Annotated in this window: 11 protein-coding genes and 1 tRNA gene; 3 read left to right on the top strand and 9 right to left on the bottom strand. The window is 67.3% G+C overall.

From position 1 onward, the window contains the following. Positions 1–166: 166 nt before the first annotated feature. The 4 genes from AB4Y67_RS13315 to AB4Y67_RS13300 all read right to left on the bottom strand — a co-directional run bounded on the left by AB4Y67_RS13315 (position 167) and on the right by AB4Y67_RS13300 (position 3807). Entirely contained in the window at positions 167–1297 is a 1131-nt protein-coding gene (locus AB4Y67_RS13315; protein WP_441406252.1) for an FAD-dependent oxidoreductase, read from the bottom strand. A gap of 64 nt (positions 1298–1361) precedes the next feature. Further along, on the bottom strand, positions 1362–2288 hold the full coding sequence (locus AB4Y67_RS13310; protein WP_441406251.1) for an AEC family transporter: 927 nt from the start codon (positions 2286–2288) through the stop codon (positions 1362–1364). Between the two features lie 118 nt (positions 2289–2406). After that, on the bottom strand, positions 2407–2835 hold the full coding sequence (gene panD / locus AB4Y67_RS13305) for an aspartate 1-decarboxylase (protein WP_224047853.1): 429 nt from the start codon (positions 2833–2835) through the stop codon (positions 2407–2409). A 60-nt stretch (positions 2836–2895) separates the two neighbouring features. Then, on the bottom strand, positions 2896–3807 hold the full coding sequence (locus tag AB4Y67_RS13300) for a LysR family transcriptional regulator (RefSeq protein WP_441406250.1): 912 nt from the start codon (positions 3805–3807) through the stop codon (positions 2896–2898). 144 nt (positions 3808–3951) lie between these two features. Here AB4Y67_RS13300 and AB4Y67_RS13295 point away from each other — a divergent pair, with 144 nt between their 5' ends. Together AB4Y67_RS13295 and AB4Y67_RS13290 are read left to right on the top strand one after the other, a co-directional pair. Further along, positions 3952–5415 (top strand): amino acid permease, encoded by a 1464-nt coding sequence (locus tag AB4Y67_RS13295; protein WP_441406249.1) that lies wholly within the window; start codon positions 3952–3954, stop codon positions 5413–5415. Between the two features lie 224 nt (positions 5416–5639). Beyond that, a complete protein-coding gene (locus tag AB4Y67_RS13290; protein ID WP_441406248.1) occupies positions 5640–9161 on the top strand; it encodes a proline dehydrogenase family protein in 3522 nt (1173 codons plus the stop codon). Between the two features lie 114 nt (positions 9162–9275). Here AB4Y67_RS13290 and AB4Y67_RS13285 read toward each other — a convergent pair whose 3' ends face one another. Both AB4Y67_RS13285 and AB4Y67_RS13280 read right to left on the bottom strand, forming a co-directional pair. Next, positions 9276–9572 (bottom strand): hypothetical protein, encoded by a 297-nt coding sequence (locus AB4Y67_RS13285; protein ID WP_441406247.1) that lies wholly within the window; start codon positions 9570–9572, stop codon positions 9276–9278. 293 nt (positions 9573–9865) lie between these two features. After that, on the bottom strand, positions 9866–10720 hold the full coding sequence (locus AB4Y67_RS13280; protein ID WP_441406246.1) for a LysR substrate-binding domain-containing protein: 855 nt from the start codon (positions 10718–10720) through the stop codon (positions 9866–9868). A 139-nt stretch (positions 10721–10859) separates the two neighbouring features. On the opposite strand from AB4Y67_RS13280, the gene AB4Y67_RS13275 reads away from it, so the two are divergent. After that, a complete protein-coding gene (locus tag AB4Y67_RS13275) occupies positions 10860–12233 on the top strand; it encodes an MFS transporter (protein WP_441406245.1) in 1374 nt (457 codons plus the stop codon). Between the two features lie 75 nt (positions 12234–12308). Here AB4Y67_RS13275 and AB4Y67_RS13270 read toward each other — a convergent pair whose 3' ends face one another. From AB4Y67_RS13270 to AB4Y67_RS13260, 3 genes are all read right to left on the bottom strand, one after another. After that, complete coding sequence (locus AB4Y67_RS13270; protein WP_441406244.1) at positions 12309–13457, bottom strand: N(5)-(carboxyethyl)ornithine synthase; 1149 nt, start codon at positions 13455–13457, stop codon at positions 12309–12311. Positions 13458–13465: 8 nt separating this feature from the next. After that, the gene (locus AB4Y67_RS13265; RefSeq protein ID WP_441406243.1) at positions 13466–13615 is read right to left on the bottom strand and encodes a hypothetical protein; all 150 of its coding nucleotides are present in this window, start codon (positions 13613–13615) and stop codon (positions 13466–13468) included. 102 nt (positions 13616–13717) lie between these two features. Beyond that, positions 13718–13791 (bottom strand) — tRNA-Gly (locus AB4Y67_RS13260). Between the last annotated feature and the right edge of the window lie 48 nt (positions 13792–13839).

The raw sequence follows: 13839 nt of genomic DNA, 5'->3' as shown, positions 1-13839 counted from the left end.
CGGAAACCAGCAGCAGCCCGGCCAGCCCGGCCGCGATCCAGTCGACGGCGCCGGATCTGGCCGTCAGAGACCTGGTCGACAGGGATCCAGCGGTCAGGGGTCCAGCCGTGCCGCGTGTTTTGTCCGACGCGGTCTGACCCCGCGTTGCTTCGGTACAGGCCGGGGATCAGCGGACGCCCAGGCGGGACGCCGAGAAGATTGCCGGCGCCGTGCCTTCGCCGGTCGCGAGGTCGGCGAGGATCCGCCCGACGACGGGAGTGAATTTGAACCCGTGGCCGGAGAAGCCCGCGCCGATCACGAGCGGCCCGATGCGGTCGAGGATGAAGTTCTCGTCCACGGTGGTGGTGTACGTGCAGCTGACATCCGTCAGGGAGTCGGCGTCCACTCCGGGGAGCCATGTCCGGGCGTAGCGTTGCAGCGCCGCCATTTGGGTCGGCTCCGGCGTGAACGACCTCCGGTCCGGGTCCACGACCGGTCCCACGCCGTGCCAGCCTGCCTTGATTCCCTCGCCGGGCGTCTGCATCCCGTAGACCGGCGAGTACCAGTCCGCGAACTCCGCGCCGTGGCCAGGGGCATGGTTGAACCCGGGCCAGACCGCGCCCTCGTCGGTGACGGCGAAGTGTGCCGGCTGTTCCTGCGTCACGGTGAGCCGGGGAAGGGACGCCAGCCCGCCGAGCAGCTTCGAGGTCCAGGCGCCGGCGGTGACGACGGCCTGCCGGGCGGCCAGCACCTCGGTCCGGCCGTCGGCGTCGACCGTCAGCCGGACGCCGTCGTCCTCCACAGCGAGCTCCAGCACCTTGACCTGGTGCCGGACGTCGGCCCCGCGGACCGCGGCGAGGCGCTGCAGCACCGGCAGGGCCGCGTCGGGATTCAGCTGCCCGCCGTCGGGCATGTACAGCGCCTCCTGGTCGAACCGGATGCCGCGCCAGCGTTCGGCCGCTTCCGCGGCGCCCAGGAACTCGGCCCGCAGGCCCGCGGCGTGGAGGGCGTCCCGCACGTCGCCCAGCCGCGGATCGGTCCCGTGGTTCACGACGCCGGTGCGCGCCAGCAGGCGCTCGCCGCCGTCGGCCTCGAGTTCGTCCCACAATCGGACCGCTTCGGCCAGCATCGCGACGTAGTCCGGATCGGCGTAGCCGGGATTGAGGTTCCGTGTGGCGCCGTGCGAGGCGCCGTTGCGGTGCCCCGGGGAGAACTGCTCCAACAGGGTCACGTCCCGGCCGCGGCTGGCCAGGGCCCAGGCAGCTGCCGAGCCCATGGCGCCGCCCCCGATCACGACGGTGTCAAGGTGGGTGGTCAATGGGTCCTCCGGATGGTGTTGGTGCGGGAAGGCGGGCGGGCATGGCAGGCAGGCATGGCAGGCGTCAGGTGAGGAGCAGGGCCACAACGATCATGGCAGGCACGGCCACCACCGTCGTGATCAGCACGGTGTCCTTGGCCACGGCCAGGCCGGCCCGGTAGCGGGTTGCGATGACAAAAACGTTCTGCGCGGTGGGCAGGGCTGAGGTGACCACGACCGCGAAAAGTGCCTGGTCCTCCAGGTGCAGGGCGAAACGCGCGAAGAGGTAAGCCAGAAGCGGGTGGACCACGAGCTTGAAGCCGCAGGCCAGGAGGGTGTCGATCCGGCGGCCGGCCGAGGCCGGCAGCGGGCGGGAGCCGTTCAGGCTCATGCCGAAGGCCAGCAGCATGGCAGGGATGGCGGCCCCGCCGATCAGGTGGATCGGCTCCATCACCAGCGGTGGCACCTGCCACCCGGTTGCGGCCACCACCAGGCCCAGCCCGGTGCCCACGATCACGGGATTCCGCAGGATCATCAGCAGGAAGCTCAGCGGGGTGGTCCGGTGGGTGCTCGTGGTGGCGTCCAAGGCCATCAGGAACAGGGGAGTGAAAAACGCCAGCTGGAAGATCAGCAGCGGCGCCACGTAGCTGGCGTCGCCCAGGACGTAGACCGCGATGGGGATGCCGAGGTTGGCGGAGTTGGCCAGTGAAGCGCTCATGGACGACATCAGGGATTCCGCCAGGGAGCGTTTGAGCAGGAAGCGGACGATGATGAAGAAGAGCCCCGCCGTCGCGAAGGCGCCGACCGCCGCCACGAGGAGCGGGGCGGCGAAGATGTTGTGGACGTTGGCCTTGCTGAGGGTGTCGAACAGCAGGGCCGGACTGGCGACGAAGAACGTCAGCGCGCTGAGTACGGAGCGGGCGTTCTCGCCCAGGATCCCGCGCCGGCCGACGAACATGCCCACCAAGATGATGCACCAGACCACGAAGAATCCGGCGAGGACGCCTAGCACGCGACGGTCCGCGGCGTGCTGGGCAGGGAAAGGGTGGCGGTCACCCTTCCAGAGTAATCAGCTTTATTAGTACCGGGCGCCTGTTACGGTGCAAGGCGCCGGGCAGCGTTCGGGGCCGTCAGTTCAGCGTGGCGTTGTTCAGCGCAAACGGCGGGCGCATGATCCCGGGCGTGTGGCCTTCCGCGGGGTCGTTGCCGATCTGGACAATCTTGTTGTCCTTGTCCACATGGACCACCTTGGGGCTGTAGGCCTTGGCCTCATCCGTGGTCATCTGGGCATAGGTGATCAGGATGATGATGTCGTTCTCGTGCATGAGGTGCGCAGCGGCACCGTTGATCCCGATCACCCCTGAACCGCGCTCGCCGGCGATGGTGTACGTCTCCAGGCGGGCCCCGTTGGTGACGTCGACAATGGACACCAGCTCGCCGGGGAGGATGTCGGCCGCTTCCAGCAGATCCAGGTCCACGGTGACCGAGCCGACATAGTGGAGGTCCGCGTGCGTGACCGTGGCGCGGTGGATCTTGGACTTGAATATTGTGCGATTCATAACGGGACCAGTCTAGCGCCGGGCCGCCGGGAGCGCTGTGAGCCAGCGAACACTCGCCGGTCAGGGTCCGGCGGGCGGGATCGAGGCCGCTGTCTCGGCCAGGATCTCCCGGGCGGCCAGGATCGCCGGGCGCGTGGCGCTGGAGCGCCGTACCGAGGTGAAGATGGTCCGGTGCGGATCGCCCGGCAGGGTGATCAGCTGCGACGTCGTGCCCCGCCCGGTCCAGACGAGGTCCGGCATGAGGGCAACGGCGTTCCCGGATTCAATCAGCCGGATCTGGGCCTGCAGGTCGGCCGTCTCAAAGCGGACGTCGGGCTCGAATCCGGCGCTGCGGCAGGCCTGCTCGGCCCAGTGCCGCGACGCCGCCCCGCGCGGCTCCATCACCCAGGCCATCCCGGCGGTATCCGTAAGGGATGTGATGGCCGGACGGCCGGGTCCCTGCGGCGGAACGGCGAGGCGGATCGCATCACTCGTGAGCCGGACGCGGTCGAGTTCGGCATACCGGGGAGCCGCGTGTCCGGGGTACTGCTCGGCAATCACCAGGTCAAAGTCCCGCGCCCACGTTTCATGGAGTGCCGTCTCGGGTTCCCGCTGGGTCATCTCGATCCGCACCTCGGGATAGCTGGACGCCATCCGGGTGAGGGCGTCCGGCATCAGGGCCAGCGCCGCAGACTGGAACACGGCGATGCGGACCGTACCCGTCACGGTTGTCAGGGAGGCTGCCAGATCCGCCTCGGCCTGTTCCAGCGTTTCCAGGAGCTGGGCGGTGTGGGCCACCAGGACTTCTGCCTGCGGGGTGAGCTGGACGCGGCGTCCGGTCTTGCGGAGAAGTTCGACGCCGGCCTCCTTTTCCAGGAGGGCCAGCTGCTGCGAGACCGAGGAGGGGCTGTACTGTAGCGCCTCGGCGACCTCGGCCAGGGTGCCCCGGATCTTCAGTTCGCGCAGAAGGCGCAACCGCCGGACATCCAGCATCGCTATTCCTTTGTGAATTCTAATGGTTATTGATTAGGAGAATTCACTTTATCTAATGCAATCCCGGTTGCATACTGTTGTCGTTGAGTAACCCCCATCACAGGGTGGATTGATGGGCGCCACACCTAAACACGGGAGGCCCTGATGGCTACACAAGACATAGACAGGTCGATCATGCGGCGCAAGCCGATCGACGACATTGAGGAAGAGAACCTTCACAGCGGTTTGATGAAAAGCCTGGGGTTCTGGCAACTGACAGCCATCGGCGTCGGCGGAATCATCGGCGTCGGCATCTTTTCCCTGGCGGGCCTCGTCGCCCACGGAAGCTCGTCCGAGCCCGGCGTCGGCCCGGCGGTGCTGTTTTCCTTCCTGATCGCGGGACTCGCCTCCGCGGCGGCCGCATTGTCGTACGCGGAATTCGCCGGCATGATCCCTCGGGCGGGGTCGGCCTATACCTACGGCTACGTGGCGCTCGGCGAAATCATCGGCTGGTTCATCGGCTGGGACCTGCTGCTGGAATACATTGCGATTGTGGCCGTCGTGGCCATCGGCATTTCCGGCTACTTCGACGCTTTCCTCTCCGGCATCGGCGTCAACATGCCCGTCTGGATGACTGCGACGCCGGATGAAGGCACCGGCGGCATCGTCAACATTCCGGCGATCGCGGTCTGCCTGCTCGTGACCTGGATCCTGTCCCGGGGCACCAAGACCTTCGGCCGGTTCGAGCTGATCGCCGTCGCCATCAAGGTCATCCTGATCCTGTTCATCATCGGTCTCGGCATCTTCTACATCGATACCGGAAACTACAACCCGTTTATGCCGAGCGGCTTCGGTCCGGTGGTGGCGGGAGCTGCCACCGTGTTCTTCGCCGTGTTCGGGTACGACGCGATGAGCACCGCCGCGGAAGAGGCGAAGGACGGCAAGAAGCACATGCCGAAGGCCATCATCATGTCCCTCATCATCGCGATGCTCCTCTACGTCGCCGCAACCCTGGTGCTCACCGGCATGCAGAACTACACGGCAATCGACCCCAAGGCCGGCTTCGCGTCCGCCTTCAACAGTGTGGGACTGCCGGTCATCGCCACGATCATCTCGGTCTTTGCCGTGCTGTCGATCCTGACCGTAATGCTCACCTTCCTCCTCGGCGTCACCCGCGTCTGGTTCTCGATGAGCCGCGACGGGCTGCTCCCCGGCTGGTTCTCCAAGACGGACCGCCACGGCACGCCGCAGCGCGTGACCTGGATCGCCGGCGTCGCCTCCGCGCTGCTCGCCGGTGTGTTCCCGATCAAGGCCGTCGCCGACCTGACGAACATCGGCATCCTGGCAGCGTTCGTCGTCGTCTGCACCGCGGTCATCGTGTTCCGCTACAAGAAGCCCGAGGCCCCGCGCACCTTCCGGCTTCCCCTGATGCCGCTGGTGCCCGCCTTCGGCGTGCTGGCATCGGCCTTCCTGATGCTCCAGCTGCACTGGGAGACCTGGGCCCGGTTCGGCATCTGGCTCGTCATCGGCCTGGTCATCTACTTCGGCTACGGCCGCAAGCACTCGCTGATGAACCCGGACAGCCCGCGGCACGAGGAGTTCGTGGAAATGCACCGCCCCCTCAAATAGCCGCGCACCACCCGAGTTGCGCTATCACTTTTGGCTCCCATCCGCGCCCTTTGGAAGCCAAAAATGATAGCGCATTCGTGTGTCCGGAGGGTGTTGCGCCCGGCCTGGGACTCTTCGATTTTCCTAACCAGTATTGCTCAGAAAACATCGCTTTATCTTATGAAAATCGGGTCGCATACTGAATCAAGAAGGGTCCACATTTTGAGAAAGAACGAGTACCAGCCATGACCAACATTTCAACGGAGTCCGACGTGAACACTGGCAGCGCCGCCGACCACGCACCCGTCTCGGAAGGCTCGCCGGTCCTTGAAGCCGCAGCCCTCGCCGAGGAGACCATCGGGCTGGTACGCCACTGGCTCACCGAAGCGGCGAAGGTCCCCGTCGACGCCTCCGCCGAACAGCTCGCCGGCGTCCTGAAGGACCCCAACGGCCTCGACTTCACCGTGGGGTTCGTCGACGGCGTCGTCCGCCCCGAGGACCTGCAGGTCGCCGCCCGGAACCTTGCCGCGCTGGCGCCCAAGGTCCCCGCCTTCCTGCCCTGGTACATGCGCAGCGCCGTCCGCCTCGGCGGCACCATGGCCCCGGCCCTGCCGCAGGTGGTCATCCCGGTCGCCCGCCGTGTGCTCCGCGAAATGGTCGGCCACCTGATCGTCGATGCCACCGACGCCAAGCTGGGCCCCGCCATCGCCAAGATCCGCAAGGACGGCATCAAACTCAACGTCAACCTCCTCGGCGAGGCCGTCCTCGGCGAACATGAGGCGTCGCGCCGCCTCGAGGGAACCCACAAGCTCCTGTCCCGCCCCGACGTCGACTACGTCTCCATCAAGGTTTCCTCCACCGTGGCCCCGCACTCGGCCTGGGCCTTTGACGAGGCCGTGGAGCACGTCGTCGAGAAGCTCACCCCGCTCTTCACCCGCGCCGCATCCTTTGCCGCCGGCGGAAAAAAGGCCAAGTTCATCAACCTGGACATGGAGGAGTACAAGGACCTGGACATGACCATCGCGGTCTTCACCCGGATCCTGGACAAGCCCGAGTTCAAGGACCTCGAAGCCGGCATTGTGCTGCAGGCCTACCTCCCGGACGCGCTCGCCGCCATGATCCGCCTCCAGGACTGGGCCGCCGCCCGCCGCGCCGGCGGCGGAGCCGCGATCAAGGTCCGTGTGGTCAAGGGCGCCAACCTGCCGATGGAACAGGTCGAGGCGTCCCTGCACGACTGGCCGCTCGCCACCTGGAACACCAAGCAGGACTCGGACACCAACTACAAGCGCGTCATCAACTACTCGCTGCACCCGGACCGCATCAACAACATCCGGATCGGCGTTGCCGGCCACAACCTCTTCGACATCGCCTTCGCGTGGCTCCTGGCCAAGCAGCGCGGTGTTGAGTCCGGCATCGAATTCGAGATGCTGCTCGGCATGGCCCAGGGCCAGGCCGAAGCCGTCAAGCAGGACGTCGGCTCCCTGCTGCTCTACACCCCGGTGGTCCACCCGGCCGAGTTCGACGTCGCGATCGCCTACCTGATCCGCCGGCTCGAGGAAGGCGCCAGCCAGGACAACTTCATGTCCGCGGTCTTCGAACTCAGCGAGAACGAAACGCTCTTCGAGCGTGAGAAGCAGCGCTTCCTTGCCTCCCTGGCCAAGCTCGACGACGAGGCCCCGCCGCCGAACCGCCGGCAGAACCGCAGCCTTCCGGCCGAGCCGATGCCGCACGACTCCTTCGAGAACACCGCCGACACCGACCCGTCGCTGCCGGCCAACCGCGACTGGGGCCGCGCCATCCTCGGCCGCGTCACGACCTCGACCCTCGGCAACGCCGCCGTCGACGCCGCCACCATCAACGATGCCGCGACCCTGAACACGGTCATCGAGACCGCCGTCGAGAAGGGCAAGGCCTGGGGCGCACTCTCCGGCGCCGAGCGCGCCGCCATCCTGCACCGCGCCGGCGACGTCCTCGAGGCCCGCCGCGCGGACCTCCTCGAGGTCATGGCCAGCGAGACCGGCAAGACCATCGACCAGGGCGACCCCGAGGTCAGCGAGGCCGTCGACTTCGCGCACTACTACGCCGAGTCCGCCCGCAAGCTCGACGACGTCGACGGCGCCACGTTCGTCCCGGCCAAGCTCACCGTCGTGACCCCGCCGTGGAACTTCCCGGTCGCCATCCCGGCCGGCTCCACCCTCGCGGCCCTTGCCGCCGGCTCCGCCGTCGTCATCAAGCCCGCCAAGCAGGCCCGCCGCAGCGGCGCGGTCATGATCGAGGCGCTCTGGGAGGCCGGCGTTCCCCGCGACGTGCTCACCATGGTCCAGCTGGGCGAGCGGGAACTGGGGCAGCAGCTGATCTCCCACCCGGCGGTGGACCGCGTCATCCTCACCGGCGGCTACGAGACCGCCGAGCTGTTCCGCTCCTTCCGCCAGGACCTGCCGCTGCTGGCCGAAACCAGCGGCAARAACGCCATCATCGTCACGCCGAGCGCGGACCTGGACCTCGCCGCCAAGGACGTCGCGTACTCCGCCTTCGGCCACGCCGGCCAGAAGTGCTCCGCGGCCTCGCTGGTGATCCTCGTGGGATCCGTGGCCAAGTCCAAGCGCTTCCACAACCAGCTGATCGACGCCGTCACCTCCCTCAAGGTCGGCTACCCCGAGGACCCCGCCAGCCAGATGGGCCCGATCATCGAACCCGCCAACGGCAAGCTCCTCAACGCCCTGACCACCCTCGGCGAAGGCGAAAGCTGGGCCGTCGAGCCGAAGAAGCTGGACGGGACGGGCAAGCTCTGGAGCCCGGGCGTCCGCTACGGTGTGCGCCGCGGATCCTACTTCCACCTCACCGAGTTCTTCGGCCCCGTACTGGGCGTGATGACCGCAGAAACCCTGGAGGAGGCCATCGCCATCCAGAACCAGATTGAGTACGGGCTCACGTCCGGGCTGCACTCGCTGAACCCGGCGGAGGTGGCCCTCTGGCTTGAGACCGTCCAGGCCGGCAACCTCTACGTCAACCGCGGCATTACCGGCGCCATCGTGCAGCGCCAGCCCTTCGGCGGCTGGAAGAAATCCGCCGTCGGTGCCGGCACCAAGGCCGGCGGGCCCAACTACCTCGTCGGACTCGGCGAATGGGCCGGCAAGCCCAGCACCGCCCCGGCCGCCGTTTCCCCCCATGCGGGAGTCCGCCGGATCGGGCAGGCGGCCGCGGGCATCCTGGCCGCCGACGAACTGGACGCGCTGCAGCGTGCCCTGGCCTCCGACACCCTCGCCTGGACGGGGGAATTCGGCACGGCCAAGGACGTCTCTGGGCTGAGCGCCGAACGGAACATCTTCCGCTACCGCGCGCTGCCGGTCACCGTGCGGCTCTCTGAGGGCGAGCCCCTCGCCCGCCTCGTCCGGACAGTGGCGGCCGGCGTCCTGGCGGGCTCGGCACTGACGGTGTCCACCGCCGTCGAGCTCCCCGCCCAGCTGCGCACTGTGCTCTCCGGCCTTGGCATCGACGTCACCGTGCAGAACGACGCCGACTGGCTGGCCTCCGCGGGCAAGCTCGCCGGAACGGCCAAACTCGCCACCTCCCGGATCCGGCTCATCGGCGGCGACGCCAAGGCCCTGGCCGAGGTGACCGGCGGACGCCCGGACCTGGCGATCTACTTCCACCCGGTGACCGAGGCCGGACGCGTTGAGCTGCTGCCGTTCCTGCACGAGCAGGCCATCAGCATCACAGCGCACCGCTTTGGTACGCCGAACTTCATCACGGACGGCCTGATCTAGGGCCGGCCCTCGCCGGCTGCCTCCTGAAGGGCAGACACAAACGAGCCGGACAGCCACCCTCCAATGGTGGCTGCCCGGCTCGTGGTCTGTGGGGAGTGCGCGGCGCCCGCGGACTCAGCCGAAATACCAGCCGGGCGGAACCCACGACGCGGGCACCGCATGCGCGGAGAAGTCGTCGCATCCGGAGCAGAAGTACGTGACTTCGCCCAATTTATTGATGGAACCGTCCCGGTGGTGGGTGGCGGGGATAAAGGTCTCGAGGTAGATGAACTCGTCGGTTCCGCACCGTTCGCAATACGGGCTGCCGACGTATTCCGCCTCAACCAGCGTGGTGGGATGCGGGTCCAGACGTCCGAGGCTGGGGTGCTTGGCGGCCGCGCCGCGGTGCACAGCCTGTGAGAACGGGCCCACGGGCTTGAGGCTTCGGGCTGTTGATGCGGAAGGGGAGTGCGGGCGGTTAATGGCTGGCGTCACTGTCGGCCTATCCCGAACGCCTCCGGCAGGTCGCCGCACGGCAGACCAATAGGACAGCGTTCGTATATCGAATCGTTGTCATAGGCCTCTGCTTGACCTGCAACACACTCAGGATAAGCCAGGAATCCGAGTGGATCAATGGTATGCGTAAGTACGCAATCCGAGTAGGTACATCGGCGTGTACGCAGGCCGTGGAAACAGTGATGTTCCACTCCGGCACGAGTGTCGGCTCAGGCCGGGCGCCGCAGGGTCCGGCCCGCGATCGTCTGGGTCAGCGCCTCGATCACCTCGGTGTTGGCCAGCGGGTTGCGGATGAGGGTGAAATCGACCTCACCCACCGGCGGCAGGTCGAAGCGCCGGGTGATGATCTTCAGGTCCTCCGGCACCAGCGAAGCCGGCATGACCGCCACGCCGATGCCGGCCCGGACAGCCGCCAGCACGCCGCTGATCTGCCGGGTGGTGCAGGTGATGCGCCAGGTCCGCCCGGCGGATTCGAGCGCGTCGATGGCCAGCTTCCGGCTCAGACTGGGTGACGGGTAAGCAATCAGCGGCACGGGCTCGGCAGGGTCCAGCGAGGTCTGCTCCAGGCCCACCCAGGCGAAGGAGTCCTGCTGCACCACTGTGCCGTCCTTGGCCCCGGCCACCCATTTGACGAAGACGAGGTCCAGCTGGCCCGCATTCAGCCTCTTGTAGAGCTGGTCGCTTTGGCCCACGGTCAGTTCCAGATTGATCTGCGGGTAGACCTGCCGGAACTCCCGCAGGATCCTCGGCAGGCCGGTGATCGCGAGGTCGTCCGCCGTGCCGAAGCGCAGCCGGCCGCGCATGGCCGATCCGGAGAAGTAGCGGGAGGCAGCGTCGTGCGCGGACAGGATGCTGCGGGCGAAGCCGGCCATGGCGTCCCCGTTGTCCGTCAGGCGCACGTCCCTGGTATCCCGTGCCACCAGGACGCGCTTCGCGGCGGCCTCAAGCTTGCGCACGTGCTGGCTGACCGTCGGCTGCGCCAGGCCCAGCCGTTCGGCGGCTTTGGTGAAGCTCAGGGTTTCGGCCACGGCAAGGAAGGACCGCAGCTGGGCCGGTTCGAACATGCGGGCTCCTGACCTGCGGCGAACTCGTGCCACATTGCGTTCCGTAATGCTAGTTATGCGGTGAATAATCTTCCACAATCCGCTGCGGCCAGCTTAGCGTTAAGGCATCCCCGCTCACCCGCTCCCTTGAGGACTTTCCGTGGCACCCCCTCCGCCTTTAGAGGCCAACGTAACTGCCCTGCCCGACACCGTCACCGCGCCAATCGCCGTCGTCAACGCGCCACTGCCCTGGCGCCACACCTTCATCTCGCTGAAGGTCCGCAATTTCCGCATCTTCGCGATCGGGCACTTCATCGCCGTGATCGCCCTGTGGATGCAGCGGATCGCCCAGGACTGGCTGGTGCTCCAGCTCTCCGGTTCCGTCACCGCCGTCGGGATCACGGTGGCGCTGCAGTTCCTGCCCTCGCTGTTCCTTGGCCCGTGGGCCGGCATGATGGCGGACCGCTTCGCCAAGCGCAGGATCCTGATGCTCTGCCAGTCGGTTGCGGCGGTGCTGGCGGCCATTCTCGCGGTGCTGGCGCTGAGCCAGCGGATCGAGGTCTGGCACGTCTACGTGATCGCTCTGTGCCTGGGCCTGGTCACCGTGCTGGATCAACCGGCGCGGCAGGTCTTCGTCAATGAGCTCGTGGGGCCGGCCTACCTCCGGAACGCCATCAGCGTGAATTCCACGACGTTCCAGCTTGGCGGCCTGATCGGGCCGGCGCTCGCCGGGCTGCTGCTCACGGCGGTGGGCGCCGGATGGGCGTTCGCCGCAAACGCCGTCGCCTGCTGCTTCACGGTCGCGATGCTGCTCACCCTGCGGAAGGACCAGCTGCACCTCAGCGCCCCGGTGCCCAAGCGCAAGGGGATGCTGCGCGAAGGATTGACCTACGCGCTGAGCAAGCCCACCATCTACTGGCCCTGGCTGATGGCCGGCTTTGTCGCGGTGTTCGCGATGAGCCTGCCCGTGCTGCTGGCAGCCTTCGCGGACCACGTGTACGACGTCGGTGCCGGCGGCTACGGCCTGCTGAACGCGCTCGTGGCCCTCGGGGCGCTGGCCGGGGCGATCACCTCCGCACGCCGGCGGGAACTGCGGCTGCGCTCGGTGATGCTGGGCGCCGGGATGTACGGGCTGATGCTCTGCCTGGCCTCCCTGGCGCCGTCCATGGTGTGGTTCGGGGCGGCGATGGTGCTGGCCGGGTTCTGGTGCCTGATGTTCCTGACCGCGGCCAACCAGCTGGTCCAGATCAGCTCCAATATGGCCATCCGCGGCCGCGTCATGAGCCTGTACATTATGGTGCTGATCGGCGGGCAGGCCATTGGCGGGCCGATGATGGGCTGGCTGGCCGAGCACGTGGATCCGCACACGGCCATCCTGGTCGCCGGCGGGGTGCCGGCGCTCGCCGCAGCGACGGTCGCCGTCGTGCTGGCACGCCGGGACCAGCTGATGCTCAAGGTGGACTTGAAGGACCGACGCAGGCTCTTGAGGATTGTCCGGAACCAGAACCTGCCGCCGGCAGCCGCGACGCCCTAGTCTTCCGCGCCGTTTTCGGAAAGCCGCTGCGTGGATCCACGCAGCGGCTGTCCGTTTTCGCAGCGGAAACGGGTGTTAGTCCGTCAGGGGAAGGTGCGGGTACTCCGGCCCGCGGTGCTGGAACTGCAGCACATCCGGATTGAGGACCACGCCGTCGCGGATTTCGATCGCGCGGCGGATGGTCTCGTTCGCGGTCCAAGCCTCGGGCCCGGTGATCACGGTTTCCAGGAACGGAAGCAGCGCCTCGCTGATTTCCCAGCTGGCCGAGTTCCACAGGTAGGACGGGCTGTGGTCCACCGCGTAATAGTCGATGTGGTCCCCGACCGTGAACATCGGCTCGGTGAACGTGGTGGTTTTCGCCCAGCTGAAGCCCATGCCCTCGTCGCAGGACACATCCACGATCAGGCTGCCTGGCCGGAACGCGTCCAGGTCCTCGGTGCGCAGGTACGTCAGCGGCGCGTTCGGGTCCTGCAGGGTGCAGTTGACCACGATGTCACTCTCGGCCAGGAACGGCGCCAGCGGCACGCGCCCCCGCTCGGTGATGACCTCGCTGAGGAAGGGCGCCTTGTCGTCATGGTCGAACTGCGCGATCCGCACCGAATGGATGGGCGAACCCACCGCGGCGACGCCTCGGTTGGTCAGCACTTGGACGTCATGGATGCCGTGGGCGTTGAGGGCCGTCACGGCGCCGCGGGCCGTGGCCCCGAAGCCGATGACGACGGCGCTCAGGCGGCGGCCGTAGTCGCCCGTGGAACCGGTCAGCGCCAAGGCATGCAGCACGGAGCAGTAGCCCGCCAGCTCGTTGTTCTTGTGGAACACGTGGAGGCCGAAGCCGCCGTCGCTGGCCCAGTGGTTCATCGCCTCAAAGGCGATAAGCGTGAGCTTCTTGTCGATTGCCAGTTGCGTGATGGCATGGTCCTGGACGCAGTGCGGCCAGCCCCAGAGGACCTGTCCGTCGCGAAGCTCGGCGAGGTCTTCGGGCTGCGGCTTGGGCAGGAGGACGACGTCGGCCTCGGCCAGCAGTTGCGTCCGAGGGGCGATGCGCCCCACGAGCGGTGCGAGGTGGGCGTCCGAGACGCCGAAACGCTCGCCGTAGCCTTCCTCCAGGATGAGCTGCTGCCGGAGTTCCGGGGCGATGCGGTCCAAGTGGTGGGGGTGGATCGGGAGGCGCCGTTCGTCAGGCTTCCGCGTGGTGGCCAGGACTCCGAGGGTGAGGTGGCTCATGGCGCCGCTCACTTCTTTTTGGCACCCGCCGGCTTGGAGCCGGTGGCCTTGTCCAGGGAGCTGGGCGGGGCTGCGGCGTCCCTCTTCTCGGCGCGCTTTTCCTTGATGGATTTGCCGGATTTCTTGGATGCTGCTTGACGGGGTGATTTGTCAGCCATGATCGCTCCTGTAGCGGAACCGAAGAGGTTCCTGACTTCGAACGATACAGGTAGCGACCTAAAGGCTTCGGCCCGTCCGCCGTACGGGGTTCTGCAGGGGATTGGAGCGGCTGACGGGAATCGAACCCGCGTATCAAGCTTGGGAAGCTAGCGCTCTACCATTGAGCTACAGCCGCAGTGGGACTGTCCAAAATGCTGGACCTGGTCCCGGGGAACAACGAGAT

This window comes from Arthrobacter sp. YAF17, from assembly GCF_052113365.1.
Taxonomy (GTDB): Bacteria; Actinomycetota; Actinomycetes; order Actinomycetales; family Micrococcaceae; genus Arthrobacter.
This window is presented reverse-complemented; position numbering and strand designations above follow the sequence as displayed.